Origin of the sequence: Flavobacterium sp. GT3P67 (assembly GCF_004349155.1) — a bacterium.
GTDB lineage: Bacteria > Bacteroidota > Bacteroidia > Flavobacteriales > Flavobacteriaceae > Flavobacterium > Flavobacterium ranwuense.
In genome coordinates this window covers 694,577-718,092 of record NZ_SMLF01000001.1, presented here as the reverse complement: position 1 = coordinate 718,092, position 23,516 = coordinate 694,577, and the positions used below count along the sequence as shown (strand labels likewise).

Annotated in this window: 16 protein-coding genes; 6 read left to right on the top strand and 10 right to left on the bottom strand. The window is 35.7% G+C overall.

Translation table 11 applies throughout. The features are described from left to right. Nucleotides 1-122 precede the first annotated feature (122 nt). Nucleotides 123-3,443, bottom strand: coding sequence for a T9SS sorting signal type C domain-containing protein (locus tag E0H99_RS03130; protein WP_131991079.1), 3,321 nt, complete (start codon nt 3,441-3,443; stop codon nt 123-125). Nucleotides 3,444-3,781: 338 nt separating this feature from the next. Between E0H99_RS03130 and E0H99_RS03125 the strand changes: the two genes are divergently transcribed. Beyond that, on the top strand, nt 3,782-4,261 hold the full coding sequence (locus E0H99_RS03125) for a regulatory protein RecX (RefSeq protein WP_131991077.1): 480 nt from the start codon (nt 3,782-3,784) through the stop codon (nt 4,259-4,261). 15 nt (nt 4,262-4,276) lie between these two features. Here the strand turns inward: E0H99_RS03125 and E0H99_RS03120 are convergent, their stop codons facing one another. The 4 genes from E0H99_RS03120 to E0H99_RS03105 all read right to left on the bottom strand — a co-directional run bounded on the left by E0H99_RS03120 (nt 4,277) and on the right by E0H99_RS03105 (nt 8,638). After that, a complete protein-coding gene (locus E0H99_RS03120) occupies nt 4,277-5,431 on the bottom strand; it encodes a beta-ketoacyl synthase N-terminal-like domain-containing protein (protein WP_131991075.1) in 1,155 nt (384 codons plus the stop codon). Between the two features lie 102 nt (nt 5,432-5,533). Then, entirely contained in the window at nt 5,534-6,805 is a 1,272-nt protein-coding gene (gene bioA, locus E0H99_RS03115; protein WP_131991073.1) for an adenosylmethionine--8-amino-7-oxononanoate transaminase, read from the bottom strand. 63 nt (nt 6,806-6,868) lie between these two features. Further along, on the bottom strand, nt 6,869-7,489 hold the full coding sequence (bioD, locus tag E0H99_RS03110; protein WP_131991071.1) for a dethiobiotin synthase: 621 nt from the start codon (nt 7,487-7,489) through the stop codon (nt 6,869-6,871). Nucleotides 7,490-7,492: 3 nt separating this feature from the next. After that, complete coding sequence (locus E0H99_RS03105; RefSeq protein ID WP_131991069.1) at nt 7,493-8,638, bottom strand: aminotransferase class I/II-fold pyridoxal phosphate-dependent enzyme; 1,146 nt, start codon at nt 8,636-8,638, stop codon at nt 7,493-7,495. Between the two features lie 295 nt (nt 8,639-8,933). Between E0H99_RS03105 and E0H99_RS03100 the strand changes: the two genes are divergently transcribed. The 5 genes from E0H99_RS03100 (at nt 8,934) to E0H99_RS03080 (ending at nt 14,394) form a co-directional block, all read left to right on the top strand. Next, nucleotides 8,934-9,473 (top strand): hypothetical protein, encoded by a 540-nt coding sequence (locus E0H99_RS03100; RefSeq protein ID WP_131991067.1) that lies wholly within the window; start codon nt 8,934-8,936, stop codon nt 9,471-9,473. 487 nt (nt 9,474-9,960) lie between these two features. Continuing rightward, on the top strand, nt 9,961-11,166 hold the full coding sequence (locus E0H99_RS03095) for a hypothetical protein (RefSeq protein WP_131991065.1): 1,206 nt from the start codon (nt 9,961-9,963) through the stop codon (nt 11,164-11,166). A gap of 103 nt (nt 11,167-11,269) precedes the next feature. Next, a complete protein-coding gene (locus E0H99_RS03090) occupies nt 11,270-12,193 on the top strand; it encodes a hypothetical protein (RefSeq protein WP_131991063.1) in 924 nt (307 codons plus the stop codon). Next, the gene (locus E0H99_RS03085) at nt 12,183-13,736 is read left to right on the top strand and encodes a phosphatase PAP2 family protein (protein WP_131991061.1); all 1,554 of its coding nucleotides are present in this window, start codon (nt 12,183-12,185) and stop codon (nt 13,734-13,736) included. Before E0H99_RS03090 ends, E0H99_RS03085 begins: the two co-directional genes overlap by 11 nt. 190 nt (nt 13,737-13,926) lie before the next feature. Beyond that, on the top strand, nt 13,927-14,394 hold the full coding sequence (locus E0H99_RS03080; protein ID WP_131991059.1) for a hypothetical protein: 468 nt from the start codon (nt 13,927-13,929) through the stop codon (nt 14,392-14,394). Nucleotides 14,395-14,691: 297 nt separating this feature from the next. Here the strand turns inward: E0H99_RS03080 and E0H99_RS03075 are convergent, their stop codons facing one another. The 5 genes from E0H99_RS03075 to glmS all read right to left on the bottom strand — a co-directional run bounded on the left by E0H99_RS03075 (nt 14,692) and on the right by glmS (nt 23,513). After that, a complete protein-coding gene (locus tag E0H99_RS03075) occupies nt 14,692-14,973 on the bottom strand; it encodes a F0F1 ATP synthase subunit epsilon (protein ID WP_131991057.1) in 282 nt (93 codons plus the stop codon). A gap of 91 nt (nt 14,974-15,064) precedes the next feature. Further along, nucleotides 15,065-16,576, bottom strand: coding sequence for a F0F1 ATP synthase subunit beta (atpD, locus tag E0H99_RS03070; protein ID WP_073352327.1), 1,512 nt, complete (start codon nt 16,574-16,576; stop codon nt 15,065-15,067). Nucleotides 16,577-16,834: 258 nt separating this feature from the next. Beyond that, nucleotides 16,835-18,409: a G-D-S-L family lipolytic protein gene (locus E0H99_RS03065; RefSeq protein ID WP_131991055.1), complete on the bottom strand. Its 1,575-nt coding sequence runs from the start codon at nt 18,407-18,409 to the stop codon at nt 16,835-16,837. A gap of 31 nt (nt 18,410-18,440) precedes the next feature. Then, nucleotides 18,441-21,275 carry a TonB-dependent receptor domain-containing protein gene (locus tag E0H99_RS03060; protein WP_131991053.1) on the bottom strand — a complete coding sequence of 945 codons (2,835 nt, stop codon included), beginning with the start codon at nt 21,273-21,275 and terminating at the stop codon, nt 18,441-18,443. A 390-nt stretch (nt 21,276-21,665) separates the two neighbouring features. Next, complete coding sequence (gene glmS, locus E0H99_RS03055) at nt 21,666-23,513, bottom strand: glutamine--fructose-6-phosphate transaminase (isomerizing) (RefSeq protein ID WP_131991051.1); 1,848 nt, start codon at nt 23,511-23,513, stop codon at nt 21,666-21,668. Between the last annotated feature and the right edge of the window lie 3 nt (nt 23,514-23,516).

The window sequence follows — 23,516 nt, the reverse complement described above, 5'->3', positions numbered from 1 at the left end:
AAACAAATCTACTTCCCATAATAAAGTCGTCGACATGCATTTATATTCGTTAAAAAGCTGTTTTACAAAACCTTAAAACTCTAGCGCTTATAAAAAATTATCAAATTATACTTTAAGTTATTTTAAAGTATAATTTTCTTAGATACTATTTGACCATTTTGCAAAACCACTTTCACAATTAAAGCTTGTCTACTTGAAGTAAAATTAGGTATTATATGTTCGTTATTTCCAACATTTATTTTTCTATATAATTGTTTTCCCAGTAGGTCAAAAATTAAAACTTTATCAATTGTTTCATTTGAAGAATCAATTTTTATCTGTTTATTTTTGACCGAAATCACAATTTGAGTATCTGCTGTCTCAAAATCTCCTGTTCCTAAAGTTTTATCTTTATAACGTAGAACAAAACGATCATTAAAAGTCCCCGCCACTGTTGAAAAATCATAAGGTGAGGCTTTTAAATCATGTACTACATTCAACAACTTATCTTCAATATATACCTTTTGAGATTGTATCATTCCATCTAGTTCATCAATGCCAATACTAAAATTCCCTACAACGATAGATCTATACCCTAGGGGAACTTCATCGTTTGCATCAAATGGCAAAGCCCTGCCTTGAATCACAAAGTTTTTCTCTTGATTTACGCTGTAAAAATCTATAAATTCATTTCCATCAAAAGTTTCACCATCGTAGCCATTATCATCGTCATTAGTAGCTCCGGTAATATACCCCACTAACAATTGTTTGAAAGCACCTTGTGTGTTAGTTAGATTGAGCCATACTCTGTTTTTCTCAATAGCACTTGTCGTTTTTGATTTGGTGCTATTTGTCTTAAAAAATTGGGAGTTATTCCCTGTAATTCCTCCAACACCAACTCTCATACTATTATTAAATACAATCTCATTTATACCTAAAATCGTTGTATTACTTGTAGCAAAAAAACCTTGTCCTGCTCCTATCTTACCAGTTGGTTTGTTAGGGTTACTTTGTGTCTTATCAGGATCGCTATCTGCAACTGTTCCAACACCTCCCGTTAAGTTATAGGAAGCATAATCATCTCCAGAATAAGCGTAAACACCTGTTCCTGGATTAACAACACCTATTCCAATTTTTGTGCTGTGCGTCCAGAAATAAAGCGTTCCATCTATGACACCTGCGTTATCAGTCAAAAATTTATCTGCATCTAATGCCGAGGGGTATGGATTTCCGATAAGATAAGATTTATAAGTATATATTCCTGTGATAAGATAGCGTCCATTATTAGGCTTACCAGTAAATGTTGCTTCCAACGAAGTCAAAGGACTTACCGATATTGGCCCAGGACCTCTAATACTATACCCTTTCCCCACAATCATTGGACTTATCGCCGACTCACTTTTCCAATCTTCAGAGCCTGCAGTAACTTCGTAAGAATAAAATGTACTACCTACAAGACTGGAAGGATTGTACAAAATTCCTCCAGTACCTCCTAAATTTAAAGGCGATACCGGTGAAGACCAATACGTATAATCGGTATTGCGTACTCCCGTATTTGTGAGTCTTTTGTATATTATATTTCCCGCATTGACAGCAGCATCATTAGTTTGCACTAAACTAGCATTATTTTCAAAAGTCAGGACTCCTCCTCCTACTACTTCCACTTCATTTGTAATAGTCAGCGTACGCTTTGCTCTAATTGTAACGGCTGCGCCTCCCGTAATTTTACAGGAGCACCCAACTAAATCCACATCCTGATTAAAATCTCCTGTAAAAATAACTTTTTGTGTACTTGTTGGAGGCAATCCAGTAGACCACGCAGCCCCATTCCACGTATTTGTAATTACTGTATTTATCCCCACATTTGCTGATGCCAAAGATGTACAAATGCCGTTCGAAACCGTAAAAGTATACGTTCCTGGAACCAATCCTGAAATTGTAGTTGAACTTCCTGTTCCTGTAGTTGTTGCCGAAGATGTACCGTTTCTTGTTAAAGTCCATGTCCCCGAAGACGGCAAACTGTTTAGAGTAACACTGCCTGTAGCAATATTACAGGTTGGTTGAGTTGGAGATTCAGGCGATGGCGTTGTTGGCAATGTATTTACAGTAAGAATACCTATACTTGTTACACTTCCATAAATATTAGTAACACTTACCAATCCACTAGTATTTCCTGAAGCTACAGTGGCAGTGATGCTCGTGGCTGAGTTAACAATAAAAGATGAAACTGCTGTATTATTTACGGTAATATTCGTTGCTGTTGTAAAATCAGTCCCGATTATTGTAAAAGCGCCTCCTTGACAAACTGAAGTTGGCGAAAATGAAGTTATTGTCGGTGGGGCAATAACCCTAATTAAATAATCCTCTACTTGTCCATAATCGTTCCCACTAAAACAAGGATTATTAGAATTAGCGACAGTATATGTTTTCATAACCCGCATCTTAGTATTGCCAGCAACAGCAGTTCCTGGTACAGATATATTAGCAGTAACTAATTTAGCATCGACTCCTGTAGAGTTAGTAATTGTGCCTAAATTGTATATTTCATTAGTGGTATTTCCAAAAAAGCCATTTTGATCCCAATCAATATATACTTTAATAAATTCCGTAAAATTACCATCAGTATTCCCCTTTACAGAAATAGCATTTAATACTGACCCCTGAATAACAGAGCCTGTGATACAGAAACTTTCTAAACTAGGGCCTCCCAACACATTAGTAGTAGTATTATTAATTCCGGCAAACGTAACATTAGTTATCGGCTCTACACCATTATTAAAACTAGGCATACAATAAGCTTTAAAAGTAGAAGTAATTTCTATTCTGCCATTACCTCCATTACCTCCTGATCGATTTCCGCCACTGCCACTAGCATCTTCACCACCACCACCACCACCACCAGGTGCATTCCCGTTTAATCCATTTCCATTAGTAACTCCAGTTCCTCCAGCTCCTCCATTAGGGGCGCTTCCTCCAGTTCCTCCAGTATTACTACCTCCAATAGTTCCATTTGCACCAGAAGTATTTATTGTACCTCCAGAAGCAGTGCCTCCTAGACCCGTAACACTTCCGCCATTACGATCTCCTCCACTGCCTCCATTAGCTGCTATGCCTAAACTAAGAATAGTTGTATTTCCTCCATTAGCTCCATCATCAGTACCTCCAGCACCTCCAGTACCAACAATATAGTTTATAGTTTGACCCGAAGTTACTGCAAAAATTCCGATACAATATCCTCCTGCTCCTCCGCCGTCACCACTATCACCACTAGTCCTAGACCCTCCTCCTGCTCCTCCTGCTCCCCAAGCTTTTACTGTTATAGAAGTTACATCACAAGGAACTACAAAAGTGCCTGCTCCTGTAGTCGTTACTGTAACCGTTTGCGAATTAGAAAATTGAGTAGTTAAAAAAAATAAAATGGTGAAAATTATCTTTAATATTGGTGTAAGTAATTTTTTATTCATGTGGTATTATTTGTAAATTCAATCATTTTAAATGTGCTTTAATGAGCCATCATATGTCCCTGTTTATCGAAAAAATCGATTTCCACAATATGACTTGCTTTTTTAAATAAAATGAAATTTTATCGATTATCGGTTAAAAAAACCGACGTAATACCTCTTTCTGTTTATAAGAAACCAAAATCATCAAAAACAAAATAAGTATCTTTTTAATAACTACAAAGCCAAACTCTTACCATTTTAGTTGCAATAATATTGATCCAAAAACTATATTTTTAATGCGTAATTAACGAACATTATAATTAATTTCGCTTAATTACTAAAAATTAGAAACCCCACTAATGAACCCAGTTTATTCCATAAAAGAAGCGATACATAAAATAGAGCATTATTGCGCCTATCAAGAACGCTGTCATGAAGAAGTAGTACAAAAACTGAGAAGCATGAAAATGGACTCCGAAGAAATCGACACTATTTTAGTACACCTTATCAGCGCTAATTTTCTGAATGAAAGTCGTTTTGCCTGTAGTTTCGCAAGAGGGAAACACCGCATTAAGTTTTGGGGAAAAATAAGAATTGTAAATGAATTAAAATTTCGAAAAATTACTCAATACAATATCAATCTGGCACTCAAAGAAATTACGGTCGAGGAATATAACTCAACATTTCATATAGTTTCAGAAAGACATTGGGAAGCAATCCTAGAAACAAATGTTCAGAAAAAAAGAAAGAAATTCTGTGATTATTTACTTAGAAAAGGCTTCGAAAGCAATTTGATTTACGAAAAAGTTAAAGAGCTGGAAAATTTACAAGAGCAATAAAATAAGCAACCAAAATTACAAACTCAAAAGTATACTCACTGCGTTTCCACCAAAGCCAACCGCATTAATCAAAACTTTTTTAATAGGTTTTGCTTGTACTTGTGCTTTCGCAAATGGAACTCCGACAAATATATTGTGTTGCATCATCATAATAGCCAATTCCATACTCAAAATCCCCGATGCGCCAAAAGTGTGACCAATTTTCCATTTATTAGTTGTCAGCAAAGGAAGATTTTTACCAAAGATTTTCTCAATAGCCCTGTATTCCGTCAAATCGCCTTTTATAGTTCCCGGAGCATGCATTACAATGACATCAACTTTGGATAAATCAGTGTTTTGCAACGCCATTTTCATTGATTTCTGGAAACAAGTCGCTTCAGCCGAAATAGAAATATTATGTTCCAGAATTTCCGTAGCATATCCAATTCCTTCGATGTAAGCCAATGCGTTTTCAGTTGCACCAATTTCGATACAACAAACTCCAGCACCTTCACCAAGAATCATGGTGTTTTGTTTTTTTTCAAAATCAAGCGCACGATTCGGATATTCTTCTGTACTATTCGAATAAATTTTCAGCGCCCGCATTTGGGCAATCGTAAAATCAGTTAATGGCGCTTCACTTCCACCGACTAAAAACTTATCCGCCATCCCGGCTCTAAGCCAAGCCACTCCGTTTAATACCGCATGTAAAGCCGTAGAACACGTTATGGAATGTGATATTTCCGGACCTGAACTTTGCAAATCATGGGCAACCCAAGAAGAAATATTTCCTAATGTCGTCGTTGGAGAAGCCAAAGTTTGTGCTTTTCCAGTTTTTAAATAATCCTGATAGTGTTTTTCGAATAAATCTGTTGCGCCACGAGACGAACCTATATTAATCCCAAAAACATCTTTTTGTGTCCAACCAGCATTTTGCATTGCCTTTTGCGAAACCGACATCGCATACAAAACCGATTTGTCTAAGGATTTATATTTGTTATCTGACTCTCGCAAAGCATCAATAACTTGCATTGAATCAGCATCTAAAGCCGCCACAAAAGTTTTGTTATGGTCTAAGACGTGTTGTGTAAAACAATGATTTTCATTGAGATAATTTTCCCAAATAGACTCAGGTGTATTTCCTAAAGGCGAAATGGAAGCTATGGCAGTTATGGAAATTGTTTTGGACAAAATACTACTATTATTTAACCGCAAAGGTCGCAAAGTTTTTCCCAAAACTCATACGGCTTTGAGAAAATTTACACTCGAAAAATGCAGCTTATTGTTATAAATTTATACAACATCTAAAGCATTTTCGACAACTTGATATACTTTTTGTAATTGCTCATCGGTAATAATATATGGAGGCAGAATGTACACAATATTTCCTACTGGGCGCAGAATTATTCCGTTTTCGATAAAAAAATCATAGAGTTTATTGCGTAATGTTCCATAATAACTGGCGGAACTTTCGGTTTTTATTTCTAATGCAAAAATGACACCCAGCACTCGTGTTGTGACCACTTTTGGATGATTTTTAACGCGCTTTTCAAAATTCAGATGATTTTGATTGACACGAACTATATTCGTTTGCATTTCATTGGTTTGCAATAATTCTAAACTGGCCAAAGCCGCCGCACAGCCTGTAGGATTTGCAGTGAATGTGTGACCGTGAAACAAGGCTTTATTGATATCATCGTTATAAAAAGCGTCAAATATGTCTTGTGTAAAAGTGGTAATTGCCATAGGAATAGTTCCTCCGGTCAACGCTTTGGACAAACACATCATATCTGGTTTTTCTACCAGATAATCCGTTGCAAAAGTTTTTCCGGTTTTCCCAAAACCCGTCATCACTTCATCTGCAATGGTAAGGACATTATTCTCCTGACAAATTCGCATCAACACATCTAAGGATTCCGGCTCATACATCACCATTCCTGCGGCTCCTTGAACCAATGGTTCAAAAATAAAACCTGCACAATTGTTATTTTTTATAACGGACTGTAAAGTATCGTAACTTTCCTGCTCCAGTCCTTTAACCGGAACCGGAATACGAACAACATCAATGAACATCCCTTGAAAAGCTTGTGTGTAAAACGAAATTCCACTCGCCGCCATAGCCGCAAATGTATCACCGTGAAAAGCATTTTCGAAAGCAATTATCGTAGTTTTCTTTTCTCCTTTATTGAAAAAATACTGCAAAGCGACTTTAATCGCGACTTCAACAGCTGTGGAACCATTATCAGAAAAGAAGATTTTTTGTTGGTTTTTCGGCAAAATTTCCATCAACTTTTCTGCTACTAAAATAGCAGGTTCATGTGTAAATCCACCAAACAATACATGCTCTAATGTGGTGAGTTGTTTGTAGATCGCATCAGCAATGAATGAATTCGAATGTCCATAAGGATTGACCCACCACGAAGCGATTGCATCAATATACTCTTTGTTATTTTCGTCCCAAAGCAGTGCCCCTTTCCCTTTTTTAATAGCAATTGGTAACGCTGCGGTTTTGTGTTGGGTATACGGATGCCAAAGATATTGGCGGTCTCTTTCTGTTAAATTCATTTGGATGATGATTGTAGATTTTTGATTTAGCTATTAGCTTCTAGTCATTGCTATTGATTTTTACTATTGCAATTGCAGAAGGTCTTCTCGAAACAAATCGGCATATTCTTTTATTACATTTTGATCAAAATAAGGCTCTTGTACTATTCTTCCAATGCAGTTCAAACCTGTTTTGTTCAAAATTATTTTTTCGGTAGCTTTATTTTCATCACCAGAAAAAACAATTCCAGCAATAGTAATTTTTCGATTCTGCAAAACTTCAACCGTCAATAAGGTATGATTAATACTTCCCAAATAATGACGGGAAACTACAATTACTTTATAATCCGGTTGAATCAAATCAATCACACAATCGTTCGCATTTAACGGAACAAAAACGCCTCCCGCACCTTCAACGACCAAATGATTCTCTGTTTTAGGTTCGATGATTTCATTTAAATCAATAGTAATACCATCTAATTCAGCAGCGAGATGTGGACTCGCAGCAGTATTCAAAGCGTAGCTATTGGAATGAACTACCGTCTTTTCATTAGATAAAAAACATTTGATTTTATGACTATCCGAATTTTCTAAATCGCCGGCTTGAATAGGTTTCCAGTAATCAGCTTCCAAAGCTTCTGTTATAATAGCTGATGCGATGGTTTTACCTACATCGGTTCCAATTCCTGTGATGAATAGTTTCATAAATTAATGTTCAAACACAAAAGTACGTAACAAAGCTAAGACTTCTGATATTTCTTCTTTTGAATTATAACTGTGCAGACAAAAACGCAAACGTTCCTGCCCTTCGGGAACAGTTGGCGAAAGTATCGCTTTGACATCAAATCCTTTTTCCTGCAGTTGGTTGGCGATTGCTTTTACTTTTTCATTTCCTGGAATGATAGCGGATTGTATAGCCGATTTGCTTCGGACAAAAATCTGCTTTAATCCTAACATATTCTTTTCCTGATTGAAATGAATGATGTTTTCTCGAAGTATTTCTATGTTTTTTTTCTCTTTTTCTAAATAGTTATACGCAACTAAAATCGTGGCGACAGAATGTGGCGAAAGCCCTGTAGTATATATGAAACTTCGGGCAAAATTTACTAAATAATCCCTCAATTCAACTGAACCTAAAATTGTGGCACCGTGACATCCCAATCCTTTACCAAAAGTCATGATGCGGGCAAAAACGTGATCTTGCAAACCCAACATTTGAACAAACCCTTCGCCTGATGAACCAAAAACTCCCAAAGCATGCGCCTCATCAACAACTAAATAACAATTGTGCTTAGTAGATATTTGAGCCAATTCTTCTAGATTTGGACAATCTCCATCCATAGAAAAAACAGATTCGGTAACGATATAAATAATGGTATTTGGATTCCGTATAATCAACTTTTCTAGATCTTCGAAATCATTATGACTGAATTTATAGGCTTTGGCATTCGATAATTGAATTCCGTCACGAATAGAGGCATGACACAATTCATCGTATAAAATCAAATCGTCTTTTTGTGGAACTGAGCTAAAGAATCCAATATTGGCATCGTAACCCGAATTAAAAATTAACGTCGTTTCTGATTGATGGAAATTAGCAATGAAATCTTCAGCTTCTTGATACAGTTTATGATTTCCAGTTAACAATCGAGAACCAGTTGCTCCGTTTTGAATAATCTTATTACTAATTAAATACTGATGCGTTTCATTAAAAATAATTTCCGATTGAGAGAAACCCAAGTAATCATTGGAAGAAAAATCAATCCTTTTACTTGACAAAGGCAATTTTCGCAAAGCATTATTTTGTATACGGGTTTCAAGTTTAGCGGATAGATTTTCTGGAAAATGTTTCATAGTCAGCAAAAATAAGCATCTTTTTCGGTTTATGGATTTTGTGTCATTTTTGTTTGCTGATTTCTTTAAGGGAATGGATTTTGAAATAGTAATTCTAATTCCGAATCAAATTTCAGCATTCATAAAAATCAAATTGTTCGAAAATTAACATTTGCATAAAAGCAATCAAAATAAAACTAGTAAATATTTCCGAAAACGGTTTCGATTTATAACTTTCACAAAATTGTGTTAAAAAAAACTTAAAATTAATAACGAAGCTGTTAATCCATGAAATAGTTTTCTACTTTCGGCAAATATGAAACGAATTGCATCACTTTTCTTATTAGTAACGTTGTTTTACAACGTGATGGGATACTATCTGATGTTTGCTTATCAAGAAGAGCAAGCGTGGGTATCTTCTATTGAAAAAAGACAGGATTCTGAGTTTCAAGTAATCCAATTAAATGCAACTTTATACTCCTTTATCGAAGACACTGAATTTGAGTATGTAAATGAAGATGTGGTTATCAACAATAAAAGCTACCATATTTTCAAGAAAAGAATTCAAAACAACATCCTAAGTCTGTATTACCTGCGCAATTCACACCAAGACGCAATAAGTCAGAATTTAAAAGATATTGTTGACAACCAATTATTCAACGGATCTTCATCAAAAGAGTCTCCAGTCAAAAAATTACTAAAATCTTTCCAAAAAGATTACGTTGCAAATAGCGCTGTTTGTTTCACTTTTTCTCTTGAAAAAGAAGCAGAAGTTGTTGTCCTTAATGGAAACCCTATAGAGTCTTTACACTCAGGACACCTTACCTTATCCTACACACCACCGGATTTCGTTTAAATCTTCTTTCATTTTAGTGGAATCATTCACTTTTATCTGGCATTTGTAAAGTCAAGGTAATTCACGATTGTTTTTAGCTAAATCTGTATTTATTACACCCGTTTTTATTAGAAATTATACCTGTTATAAATACAAAACAGTCTTTTGTATTTTCCGAATTCATTTTTCGTGAATGATTTCATAGCCCTGTTTTATATTTCTATTCTGGTATATTTTGTACAACTAGCTTTCAGAATCGTGACTTAAATCCATTTGCAGATTCAAAAATGGATTTCTAAAAAGAGTTCTTTATTTCAAAGGCAACCTTTAATCTATCTATTTTGCCTTGTAAAATCAAACAAAAATTTGGTGAAAGCCAATAGCAAATCTTGTTTTACAACGACAATACCTATCAACTAACTTATATTTTTTTAATGCCAACTTTCTTTTTGGAAAGAAGTCATTGTTAGCATATTTTATATCATTAACCATTCTAAAAACCAAAAACTTGAAAAATTTATCAGCTTTACAATCCGTTTGTGTTTTTATACTATTCCTTACAATTGTTTTTAGCACCCAAAATATGTCTGCACAAGGTTGCGTCGCTGTCCGCCAAATGGGAGGACAAAACATGAATTCTTCAAATTCTTATAATTTAAGCGAAGGCGAATTTCAAGTAGGTGCTAATTATCGCTATTTCCACTCTTGGAGACATTTTGTAGGCAAAGAAGAACAGCTACATCGCCAAACAACTGGAGGCGGATTTGACGCAAACGGTAAAGAACGTGGTAATGCAGTAAATATCTATTCCCATGCTGTCGATTTAAACATTTCATACGGATTGACAGACCGAATTCAGTTGAATGCAACATTACCTTATGTAAACAATGAGCGCTCTCAAATATTAAGACAAACTACTCCTGTGAAAAACACGTACCGCTATAGTGTTTATGCTGACGGCATTGCTGATGCTCGTTTGAGCGTTAACTATTGGGTTGTTGATCCAAAAAAGGCAAAAAAAGGAAACATTATGGTAGGATTAGGTGTGAAATTAAACAATGGCAGTCATGATGAAATGGATGAGGCACCACAAACCGATGGAACCACTAAAAGTGTTGTAATGGATCAAGCGATTCAACCCGGTGATGGAGGTGTTGGTTTTTCAGTAGAACTACAAGCATTCCGACAGTTAACAGGACGGCTTTATGGTTTTGCTAACGGCTATTATTTATTTAATCCAAGTGAATCAAACGGCACCTTTAAATCAGCCCCAAAAGCAGGTTTGGGTGGATACAATGTTTATGCCTCTCCCGATCAATATTTTGGACGTGCAGGTTTCATGGCTGCAGTGGATAAAAAAGAAAACTTTACTGTTTCATTAGCGGGACGATTTGAAGGAATTCCTGCCTATGATGCCTTTGGCGGTCAAGTGGCATATCGCCGTCCTGGGTATGTTATTGCAGTTGAATATGGCTTTTCATATCGTATAGGTAAACATGGTTTCAGTCTTTATATCCCTTACAATGTTGTGAAAAATCGCATTCAAAGCGCAGCCGATATTGCTGATCAAAATTTGCAGAATTCAGTAATTACAGATCCAACAAAATATGTACATGTGCAAGGCGATGCGGCATTTGCCGACTACTCTATCAATGTGGGTTATTCGTATCGTTTCAATTTGAACAAAAAAATGAAAATGACGATGAAGCATTAGATTTAAATCAATACTGAAGATAAAAACGCTTTAGTTATTTTAAAAAACACTTCTAACACCAAAAAACCAGATATGCTATTTCAAAATCAAACCATTTATTAAAATGAAAAAAATTTACCTGATTTACCTACTCGCAGTTCCTTTTTTCATGAATGCCCAAACTGATATTGACGGCATCATGATGAACAAAAATAATTTTTGCGTTGGAGCAATATATCAATACAGCAGTTGGGATGAGTATTGGGAAGGAGACTTTAAAAGAGAGAATCTAAATCTTGGTACCGTATCAACAAGAGCCATTGGCCTCATGGGAAACTATGGCATCTCAGATAAACTGAATGCAATCTTTAGTGTGCCCTATATTGAAACCAATGCTTCTGCAGGAACCATGAAAGGTCAAAAGGGAATACAAGACCTTTCGCTTACACTAAAATACATGCCTTTAGAGAAAACAATAGGAGAGGCAACTTATTCCATTTATGCATTGGGAAGTTTTACTACTCCTCTATCCAATTATTCTGCTGATTATTTGCCTTTGAGCCTTGGTTTAAAAAGCAAAACAGTTTCATTGCGCTTAATGGGTGATTATCAAAGAGGAAATTTCTTTACTACAATCTCAGGTGCTTATGTAAAAAGAGCCAACATAACTATCGATAGAAATGCCTATCTCACTGACGAAATGCATTATACGAATGAAGTCGATATGCCTGATGCTATTTCGATAAATTTTAGAGCCGGTTATCGTTCTAATAGATTGATTGCCGAATTTATAATAGACAATTGGGTAACACAATCCGGAGGATTTGACATTACAAAAAACAATATGCCTTTTCCAAGTAATACCATGAATGCATTAAAATATGGTATTAATTCAAAATATACATTTAAAAAAATACCAGAATTATCTCTTGTAGGTGGTTATAACTATGTAGCAGAAGGAAGAAACGTTGGAAAATCAGACACCTTCTATGGCGGTGTATTTTATGTGATTAATTTTAAAAAAACAAGTCCCCAAGATGAAAAATAAGATACAAAAAAAAGCCTGTACTACTCTTCTGGCAATATTTCTTGCCTGTGCCTATTCGTGTAGTGACGACATTATTGAACGAAACGAATTTGAAGCCTTAAATCCTACTAATACAGACGATTTGGCTGGAAATTGGAAAACTTTTTTATTGACCGCTCCCAATGAATTCCTCTTAGAGGCACCCATTGCAACAAATACACCGGCATTTACCAGAGAAATTAACGAAATAAAAAGTTACCAAACCAATATATCAGAAAATCAAAAAAAGATAATAAAATATTGGAGTGCAGGTGGTGTTTTACGCTGGAATGAAATCATGCGAACTTTAGTAGCCAGACATAATCGTCCACCCTATCAAAACGAAGATGGCACTTACCCTGCACCATCGGCGGCAAATCCATTTGCGAATCCGCAATTTCCTTTTTCAAATCCACCTTATGCAGCCAGAGCCTACGCCTATGTAAGTGCCGCACAATATGATGCAATGGTGGCTACTTGGTATTATAAAAAACTATACAATAGAGCCGCACCGTTTACCGTGGATGCAACTTTACAAGTGTTAATTCCAAAAAGCACTATGCCTTCCTATCCTTCAGAAGATGGTGTATTGTCCGGTGTTACAGTTGAATTATTAAAATTATTGTTCCCAACCGAAATCGCATACATTGATGGAAAAGCGGAAGAACAAAAACTATATCGTATCATTAGTGGTGCCAATGTTAGAAGTGATATCGATGCCGGTATCATTTTAGGAAGAAAGATTGCAACCAAATTTATTGCAAGAGCTGGAGCTGATGGAGCTGGAGCTGCGATAGGAAACCAGGCGCTTTGGACACAATTAGAAACACAAACTGCAGCCACTGGAGAAACGCCTTGGATGTCATTAGATTTACCTGCAAGACCACCAATGCTACCATTATTTGGCAAAGTAAAATCGTTTCTAATGACTCCTGAAATGGTTGTTGCCAGCCGGCCAGTTCCTCCACCGTCTACAAAATCAGAACAGTTTGCTAAAGAATTGGCAGAAATAAAAGATTATGGTACTAATCCATCTAGAAAAAACATGGAAATCGTTGCTTTTTGGGCTGATGGGGTAGGAACTTATACACCACCCGGTCATTGGAATGCTATTGCAGCTGAAGCATTTGTAGAACAAAATTATAGTGAAGTACGATGGGCAAGAAATATGGCGCTATTGAATATTGCAATGATGGATGCCGCTATTAGCTGTTGGGACGCAAAGTACACTTATTTTAATCCAAGGCCATCACAACTGGATTCTTCTATAAAAACAATGACTGGAGTTCCAAATTTCCCTTCTTATGTGTCAGGACATTCTACTTTTAGCGGCGCAGCCTGTGTTGTTTTATCCCATATCATTCCTGCAAAAGCGCAAAATTTTATAAATATGGAAAAAGAAGCTTCAGATTCAAGAATGTTTGGTTGCATTCATTACAGAAGTGACTGTGAAAAAGGGCTTGAATTAGGCGAAAAAGTAGGTGGCTTTGCTGTAGCAAGAGCCATTATTGATGGTGCTGAATAAATAATAATGATACGATTGATAATCTGTTTTAATGGTTTGTTTTAATATTACATTTTATCAATTACAGCCTAGCAGGCGTTGGAAACCTGTTAGGCTTTTATTTTTTAAGTTTTAAACTTTAAAATAAAACAACCGCTTTGCTGATATTCAAAAAAAGGGCAAGTGTAACAATACATTCAACTACTTCATTATGAAAAAAACATTCAAATTCTTTTATTTTAGATTTAGCAAAAAAATAGAAAAACACAGCATCAACATGATGCGATTTTCTCTCGCCATCGTTTATGGCTGGTTTGGTGCTTTAAAAATTTTCGGTATGAGTCCTGCCGGTGAATTAGTAGAACAAACTGTTTATTGGTTTAAACCCGAAATATTTATTCCAATTCTTGGCATCGGTGAAGTAATTATTGGTCTCGGATTGCTCCTAAAACGATTCATTCCTTATACTGTTCCGCTATTATTAATGCATATGGCAGTCACATTTTTCCCTGTTTTTATTCTAAAAACCATCTGTTTTGATGTTTTTCCATATCGCCCTACATTGGCTGGGCAATACATAATTAAAAATCTTATTCTAATTTCAGGAGCCCTTGTAATTGCCGGGAAATACAATGAAAAATATTATTTCAAAATGGATTCAAAACTAATTACAAAATAATCCTCAAAAATTAAAACCTCAGGAGGGATTTGCAACAGTACCACTCACTAGTATCGTATTAGAAAATTAATTCAGCATGTACTCTATTATTACAAAAAACAATGACAGGGTGGTTTGATTCTTTAATCCCCGTTTACCACGAGAAACCTTCACATACGCAAGCACAAGGTTATTGGTTTCAAAACAATGCTAATTATGAAAAAGATGGCATTATTTGAAATATCATGCTTGGCGATTGAACATAAAAAAAGCCAAACATTCCTGTTTGGCTTTTCCATTTTATTAATCGAAATTACTTTAGTCCGCTAAAATAATAACTTTATTGTCTTTCATTTCAATTGTTCCTGAATTGATAGCCAGCGTATAATTTTGAGCATCTAACTTAGTAAATTTATTGGCTACTTCTTTTGCAAAAGCAAAATTAGAAGCTGTAATTTTCACGATACCTTTTGCTAAAATAGAAACGATTGGTGCGTGATTATTCAAAATTTGAAAACTTCCATCAACTCCTGGCAATGTAACCGAGGTTACTTCTGCTGAAAATAATTTTGCTTCTGGTGATACTATTTCTAAAATCATAATTTTTTCAATTATGAATTATGAATTATGAATTATAAATTATTTGAGGCTACCCAATTCATAATTTATAATTCATAATTTATAATTCTTTTTAAGCTTCCGCTAACATTTTTTCTCCAGCTTCGATAGCTTCTTCGATAGTACCTTTAAGGTTAAAAGCTGATTCTGGCAAGTGATCTAATTCACCGTCGATAATCATATTAAATCCTTTGATAGTATCTTTGATATCAACTAATACCCCTTTTAATCCTGTAAATTGCTCAGCAACGTGGAAAGGTTGAGATAAGAAACGTTGTACACGACGTGCTCTTGAAACAGATAATTTATCTTCTTCAGACAATTCTTCCATACCAAGGATCGCAATGATATCTTGTAACTGTTTGTATTTTTGTAAAATTTCTTTCACTCTTTGTGCACAGTCATAATGCTCATCACCTAAAATTTGAGGAGTAAGTATTCTTGAAGTAGAATCCAATGGATCCACTGCAGGATAAATACCTAACTCAGCAATTTTACGAGACAATACTGTAGTTGCATCAAGGTGAGCAAAAGTTGTAGCCGGAGCTGGATCCGTTAAATCATCCGCAGGAACGTAAACCGCCTGTACAGATGTAATAGAACCTTTGTTTGTAGATGTGATACGCTCTTGCATCGCACCCATTTCAGTAGCCAATGTTGGTTGGTACCCTACCGCAGATGGCATACGACCTAAAAGTGCTGAAACCTCAGAACCTGCTTGTGTAAAACGGAAGATATTATCAACGAAGAACAAAACGTCTTTCCCTTGATCAGTCCCTGCTCCATCACGGAAATATTCCGCAATAGATAATCCAGAAAGTGCCACACGAGCACGAGCTCCTGGAGGCTCATTCATTTGACCGAAAACGAAAGTAGCTTTAGACTCTCTCATTCCTGGCATATCTACTTTAGATAAATCCCATCCTCCATTTTCCATAGAGTGCATGAATTCATCACCGTATTTTATAATTCCTGACTCTAACATCTCACGAAGTAAGTCATTTCCTTCACGTGTTCTTTCTCCTACTCCTGCGAATACTGAAAGTCCACCGTGACCTTTTGCGATATTGTTAATCAACTCCTGAATCAATACTGTTTTACCAACACCAGCACCACCGAACAATCCAATTTTACCCCCTTTTGAGTAAGGCTCAATTAAATCGATTACTTTGATTCCTGTGAATAAAACTTCAGATGAAGTTGACAAATCTTCGAATTTTGGTGCTTGTCTGTGAATAGACATCCCGTTTTCTCCTGTTTTTGGCAAGTTTCCTAAACCATCAATGGCATCTCCAATTACGTTGAATAAACGACCGTATACATCGGCACCGATTGGCATTTGGATAGGGTTCCCTGTTCCAACTACTTCATAACCTCTACTCAAACCATCTGTTGAGTCCATCGAAATGGTACGAACTGTGTTTTCACCAATGTGAGATTGTACTTCAAGTACTAATAATGTACCATCTTTTTTTGTGATTTCTAACGAATCATAAATTTTTGGAAGTTCAACATCCTTACCGTTGAAAACAACGTCAACTACTGGGCCAATGATCTGGGCAACTTTTCCTATTACTTTTGACATTACTTATGTATTTATTAAATAGCTATTTAGGTTTATGAAACAGAACCAATCGAATCTTATCGATTAGACACTTTTTTCAGTGCGCAAAGATAATTTTTTAAAATATAAAATCAATAATTTTTTTTATAAAAAACAGGATAATTTTAACGGATTGTTTCAAACCCGTTTACAAACAAACAAAAACGCTAGATTTTAATGAAATAAAAAACCACCGCGTCTTAAAACGGGTGGTTTTTTACTTAAAATAATATCATTAAATTAAAGCGACCTTGGAAATAAAATTCGATATTGTCCTAAATCTACTCCTTTTAAATTCGAACCATATTTAGCGTTAATTGCTTCAAGAAATTTATTGGCTATTAAAGCATAGCCTCTTGGGCTAGGATGAACACCATCAAGCGAAAACGCTCCTCCTGTTACATAGGTAGAGGTAAGAGTAAAACTATTACTTACTATTCCTGTAGTTGACAATTCAGTCATAATCACTTTTGTATCCACAAAAGCCAACCCTTTAGCATCAGCAATTGTTTTTATAGCAACATTATAAGCATCCGTAGCAACTTTTACTTCCGCAATTTCTGTTGGTATCAGGACATGTTTGTCTTGTAATGGATAGGTAATTCCGAATTTATTTAAAGGAGACGGTGGTGCCATTCCTATACCTGAATCAACTGCAGTCGGTGCAGCTCCAATTGCAGATTGTGCTGGCAAGACTACCAAATCCGTAGCAGTAGCTTGTCGAGCCTGTCCAAAAACACTTCCGTAAAAGGCCGCTGTAGCCGCACCCAAACTTGGAGTAAAAGCTGCTGTTAATTGAGCCGACAAATTTGTTAAAGACTCATCTTTAATCAACATTGGATTAGCAACCGTTGTAGAAAGAAGATTGATTCTAGCTCCTGCTCCAAATGCCGTTAACGCTTGTTTTAACGGACCATACAACTGAGCATTTAAGGCAGCTATAGTAGCTTGACCTACAGCTTCACTACCACTACCAAGAACTTTAGCCGTCAATGGATTGTAAGGAACGGTCGTGAAATAAGGAAGTGTATTTACATAAGGAAGATTCGCAACTACTCCTTTTGCTCCGTTGGCCGTTAGATTTGTAACCAAGCTTGAATATACACTCGCAAAAACATTTGGATCTGTTATATCATTCCCTCCATATGTGGCTGGATTTAAATTCCCTGTTTGGTTTACACCAATACCTCCAGATGTCGCATAACTCAAAACATCATTACCACCAATCCATAAAGAAAAGAAAGTAGGCGCTTGAACTAAAGCATCTGCTAAAATTGTTGTCCCAGCTGTAGTTGCAAATCGTGCAAAATAAGGATTCGCAGCGCCTGAAAGAACACCTACTACATTTCCATATCCTGGCGCTACCAAATGATAGCTTTTTGCCCCGGGAACCCCCAAATTATTAAATGGCCCCGTAACCTTAGTATTCACTTCTGTCGTCGGTGTTCCGCTTACCGGCACAGGTCCAGTACCGTTAAAATACAAGCGAACTCCTGCTATTACATTTCCACCCAGCAACAATCCTCCAACATTATCCGATGTAAAAGGTGTTTTAAAATCACCCCCTCCAGCTGCAGCAAATTGCTGTGATAGTATATTAACATAAGAACCTTCCTGTCCTTTTTTGAAAAGCGCGCCATCACTATATCCCGCTGCAAACGAATCTCCCAATGCAACATATTTAGAAAAGCTTGCTGAACCTGCCGTTAAGGGCAATCCGTCAGATGAATTATGAACAACCACCGCTTCATCATCATTATTACATGCTACAAAGCCTAAAGAAACCAATAGTAGCCATTTGAAATTTTTTATCATGGTTAAGTTTTTTTTTAAATTATTGACTCAATTACGGGTTGATTGTCCAAGAAGCAAAAAACTGCTGCCCAATTAATCCTGCACCTAATACTTGAGTATATTCTTTTCCTCCAATGTTTGAAGCTCCTAATTTAAGCGTTGATTTTAGTTTTGGCATATTGTAATTAACTTGAGCATCAATAACAGTAGCAGCATCGATCATACCATCTGCCATTGTGGATTGCCACAAATACTCACTATTCCATCTTCCACTTACGTTAAATCCAAAATTATTAAATAATTTTTCGTTTCCAAATGATGCTTTTACTCTGTGTTTTGGTGTATTAAAACCAGCTTCAAAACTTGGGTCTTTTTCCTGATCGAATTTAAATTCTGCAAAATTATAGTTCACACCAACTTCAAAGTTTCTATATACTTTTTTAGAAAGTCCAAGACCAAAACCAAGTGATTCGATTTCTATGTCAGTGTTAGTATACAATTGATATGCTCTGAAATTACCATTTTGAAGCGCATGCAATGATTGAGCTCCCGGATCTGTAGGCCCCGCTAAAGGATTTGGAGAATCTGCTGCCGTACCATAAAAGGGAGCTACAACATTTAAATTACCGATAAAATCATTATAAATATTATAATATCCATTAACGTCAATAGACACATCTTTTATAAAAGAACGATACCCTATTTCAAACGCCTTAACCTGTTCAGGTTTTACATAATCTACATTTGTTTTTCTTAACAAAGCCGAGCCAGCAATAGGATTACTAGACGCTAATGCACTAAAAGCACCAACTGACGAAGCTGTGTATGAATTATTATAAGCATTCAAACCAGTCATAACAACAGAAGTTCCACCAGCAAAAGCTTGACCAACAGCAGTAGAAACTGGCAAAGTTTCACTATATCTAGTTAAATTATCTGGAGCTGAACCAAGTAATATGGCACTTCCAACATTAAACCCAATGTATTGATCTTGTGTTGATGGATTTCTAAACCCCGTTTGAAAAGAAGTTCTAAAGTTGTGTTTCTTGCTTTCTCCTCCAGAATATACTAGAGAAACTCTTGGAGAAACACTACCGTCGAAATTTTTTGATTTATCGTAGCGAATAGATCCGGTAAATTTCAATCTATCCTCTATAAATCTTTTTGTTAATTGTGTGTAAGCACCGTATTCATTATAATTAATCGGACCATTTGCATCGGTATAAATTCTACCATAAGAATTTAATTCATAAAGTCTAAAAGACCCGCCTACTTGGATTTCTGCAAATTTTATAATGTCTTTAAAATTATAATTGGCATCAGAATGGTATATTTTGGAATTATCCACCAGTTTTGAACCCGAAAGCACACTTGGATCAGCAATAACACTATTAAAAGCAGCTTTAAATTCCGGTGTACCAGGAATAAGTCTTCCAGTATCTGCCGTATTTCTTGCGATTATATGTGCATTTTCCGGACTTGCACCGCCTAAAGTTGATTGAATATAAGCTCCGGCATATTGCCCAAACCATGTTTTATCATCCTTCCATTTTCTATTTATGTTGATTCCTGTAAAAAGCATATCATACGATTTCCCTCCATCTTCGTTAGTTGTATACCCTCTTACAAAGAAATTTTTCCCTTTTATTTCTAATTTATGCTGTTGCATAAAAAAATCATTCAGATAATATCTATTTGCTCCTTGGTATACTGCGTTTCCGAAACCAAATTTACTTTGCCAAATAACTTCTAAATTTTCACTCCCAAAAGGTCTGTAGTGAAGAGAGAAATCAATTTTAGTATTACTGGCTTTGTTATTTGTTAAATCCACTTCATTGTATCCCGTTCTACTCACGTTGTAATTTGGAAGCAAATTCACAGCTCCTGCTGGTATTAAACCCAAAGAGGCCAAAGATTGACCTACTCCTTTTATATTAGTAGTAACTTCATCACCATACACATTAATACCATCATAATTCACATCACTTCTATCTCTTCCCACAACTCTCTTGTCATCATAGTTTGTAGCATGCCAATCTGTACCATGCAAGTAAGTGAAGTTAGCTTTTCCAGCCAATTTTGAACTAAATGCATGTGCCATTCTTATTCCATAATCAACGTAATCATTTGAACCGGCAGCATCTTGAACCGTCTGTCCATACTTTGCATAAGCTGTAATACCTTGACTTGTAAATGGATTTTTACTATTCATAAACAAAATACCATTAAAAGCATTTGCACCATATAAAGCTGATGATGCTCCAGGCAACAACTCCACGCTCTGAACATCAATTTCCGAAACACCAATCATGTTACCCAATACAAAATTCAATAGCGGCGAAGAATTGTCCATTCCATCAACTAATTGCATAAAACGCGTATTGGCCACAGTAGCAAAACCACGCGTGTTTATTGATTTAAAAGACAAACTACTTGTATTCATCTGAACTTCTTTCAAATTTTCTAAACCATCATAAAAAGTTGGAGATGCCGATTTTTTAATATCAGCGATACCCATTCTTTCAATTGTCACCGGCGATTCTAACACTCTTTCTGGAGTTCTTGAAGCCGAAACTACTATCTCATTTAGCTTAGTCTCTTCATCCTGAAGCTTTACCACTACCTTCTGAGTATTAGAAGAAACACTGATCTTTTGAGAACTATACCCTACACTCGTAACCTCAATTGTAAAAGGCGGCTTTCTAGACGATTGTAAAGTAAAAGAACCATCGAAATCGGTTATCGTACCCGAAGTATCTCCAACGATTTTAATGTTGGCTCCAGGAATAGGTTGATTGTTACTGTCTGTAACAATACCTGAAATTGAATTTTGAGCAAAAGTTAGGCTACAAAAAAACAATGACAAAAAAAGTAAATACACTCTCATTGGGTTATAATTTGTTGGTTTATGACGCCAAAGTACAAATATTTTTGATATTATTAAAAAAGCCCTTAAAAAATTTCATATTTATCAATTATTTTACATCATTTGCACTTATTCTATATTTATTTTTTATTGTTATATGTTAAAAATTGTGTAATAATAACAGAATATCATTATGCATGCATATAAAAAATACATTTATCACAAAAAAAATATTAAATTTTAGATATTTGATAAAAGTGATTAAGAAGGGGAAATTTAACGTTTTCTTTACTCTTTTAGGCATTTAAAAAGCCACGTCCTAAAATACTTATTCAAAAAAAAAGCCTCGAAAGAAAATCTTTCGAGGCTTAGTTTAAAATATTATAATGTAACGCTTTTTTGCAAATAAATTTATTCCACAGTTACTGATTTTGCTAAATTACGAGGTTGATCTACATTACAACCACGCATAACAGCAATATGATATGATAAAAGCTGCAATGGAATTGTGGTAATCAATGGCGATAAAGCATCTGATGTTTCAGGGATTTCAATAACATAATCAGCTAATTCGCGCACTTGTGTATCACCTTTAGTTACTACGGCAATAATTTTCCCGCTTCTGGATTTAATCTCCTGAATATTACTTACAATTTTGTCGTAGTGTCCTTGTTTTGGAGCAATAACAACCACCGGCATAAGTTCGTCAATTAATGCAATTGGCCCGTGTTTCATCTCTGCTGCAGGATATCCTTCAGCATGTATATAGGATATCTCTTTAAGCTTCAAAGCGCCTTCAAGAGCTACAGGAAAGTTATACCCTCTTCCTAAATAAAGACAATTTGGAGCGTCTTTAAAAACTGAAGCAATTTCTTTTGCCTTCTCATTTGTTTCTAAAGCTTCTTTCACTTTTTCAGGAATAATTTCCAATTCTTGCAAATAGGTATGAAAATCACTATTTGACAAAGTTCCTTTGGCTTTTGCCAAACGCAAAGCTATCATTGTCAATACTGTAATTTGTGTGGTAAAAGCTTTAGTCGATGCCACACCTATTTCAGGTCCGGCATGCGTGTAAGCTCCCGCATGTGTTTCTCTAGAAATAGAAGAACCTACCACATTACAAACACCAAACACAAATGCTCCATGCTCTTTGGCTAGTTTTATTGCGGCCATAGTATCTGCCGTTTCTCCAGATTGTGAGATAGCAATAACTACGTCTTTACTGTTTATGATTGGGTTTCTATATCTAAATTCTGAAGCATATTCTACTTCTACAGGAATACGTGCAAACTCTTCAAAAACATATTCTGCTACTAAACCAGCATGCCATGAAGTTCCACAGGCTACTATAATAATTCTATCGGCATTAAGGAATTTTTCTAAATTATCCTCAACTCCTGCCATTTGAATAATACCTTCATTAGCATGAAGTCTTCCGCGATACGTATCTTTTATAACACTTGGTTGCTCATAAATTTCCTTAAGCATAAAATGATCGTAACCACCTTTTTCAATTTGCTCTAAGTTCATTTGAAGCTCCTGAATATAAGGATCAACTAAAGAATCATCTTTAATTTTTCTAATTTTCATCGCTTTATGCAATCTAATATTTGCCATTTCTCCATCTTCAAGATAGATAGCATTAGAAGTATATTCTATAAAAGGCGAAGCATCGGAGGCAATGAAATATTCTCCTTCTCCTACTCCAATTGCCAATGGACTTCCTAATCTGGCAGCAACAATTTCGTTTGGATTCTTTTTGTCAAAAACAGCAATTGCATAAGCTCCCACTACTTGATTCAGCGCTACCTGAACCGCTTTTCCCAGTTTTAAATTCTCTTTTGTTTGTACCTCTTCAATAAGATTTACCAATACTTCAGTATCTGTATCAGAATGGAAAACATACCCTCTTTTTATTAATTCAGCTTTCAATGGCGCATAATTCTCAATGATACCATTATGAATTATTGCCAAATCTCCTGAATTTGAAAGATGTGGATGTGAATTCACATCGTTTGGCACACCATGAGTTGCCCAACGCGTATGTCCAATTCCTATTGTTCCGTTTGTTGTAATTGCTTTAGAAGCTTTCTCCTCAAGATCTGAAACCTTACCTTTTGTTTTACAAAGTTTTAGTTCTTCACCGTCATACAACATCACACCAGCGCTGTCATAACCTCTATATTCGAGTCTCTTTAATCCTTTTATTACAATAGGATAAGCTTCTCTATAACCAATATATCCAACGATTCCACACATAGT

What these genes read in the sequence shown, in the direction of transcription:
- E0H99_RS03130 (WP_131991079.1), bottom strand. Translation starts at nt 3,443, where the DNA reads ATGAATAAAAAATTACTTACACCAATATTAAAGATAATTTTCACCATT.
- E0H99_RS03125 (WP_131991077.1), top strand. Translation starts at nt 3,782, where the DNA reads ATGAACCCAGTTTATTCCATAAAAGAAGCGATACATAAAATAGAGCAT.
- bioA (WP_131991073.1), bottom strand. Translation starts at nt 6,805, where the DNA reads ATGAATTTAACAGAAAGAGACCGCCAATATCTTTGGCATCCGTATACC.
- bioD (WP_131991071.1), bottom strand. Translation starts at nt 7,489, where the DNA reads ATGAAACTATTCATCACAGGAATTGGAACCGATGTAGGTAAAACCATC.
- E0H99_RS03105 (WP_131991069.1), bottom strand. Translation starts at nt 8,638, where the DNA reads ATGAAACATTTTCCAGAAAATCTATCCGCTAAACTTGAAACCCGTATA.
- E0H99_RS03100 (WP_131991067.1), top strand. Translation starts at nt 8,934, where the DNA reads ATGAAACGAATTGCATCACTTTTCTTATTAGTAACGTTGTTTTACAAC.
- E0H99_RS03090 (WP_131991063.1), top strand. Translation starts at nt 11,270, where the DNA reads ATGAAAAAAATTTACCTGATTTACCTACTCGCAGTTCCTTTTTTCATG.
- E0H99_RS03085 (WP_131991061.1), top strand. Translation starts at nt 12,183, where the DNA reads ATGAAAAATAAGATACAAAAAAAAGCCTGTACTACTCTTCTGGCAATA.
- E0H99_RS03080 (WP_131991059.1), top strand. Translation starts at nt 13,927, where the DNA reads ATGAAAAAAACATTCAAATTCTTTTATTTTAGATTTAGCAAAAAAATA.
- E0H99_RS03075 (WP_131991057.1), bottom strand. Translation starts at nt 14,973, where the DNA reads ATGATTTTAGAAATAGTATCACCAGAAGCAAAATTATTTTCAGCAGAA.
- atpD (WP_073352327.1), bottom strand. Translation starts at nt 16,576, where the DNA reads ATGTCAAAAGTAATAGGAAAAGTTGCCCAGATCATTGGCCCAGTAGTT.
- E0H99_RS03065 (WP_131991055.1), bottom strand. Translation starts at nt 18,409, where the DNA reads ATGATAAAAAATTTCAAATGGCTACTATTGGTTTCTTTAGGCTTTGTA.
- E0H99_RS03060 (WP_131991053.1), bottom strand. Translation starts at nt 21,275, where the DNA reads ATGAGAGTGTATTTACTTTTTTTGTCATTGTTTTTTTGTAGCCTAACT.
- glmS (WP_131991051.1), bottom strand. Translation starts at nt 23,513, where the DNA reads ATGTGTGGAATCGTTGGATATATTGGTTATAGAGAAGCTTATCCTATT.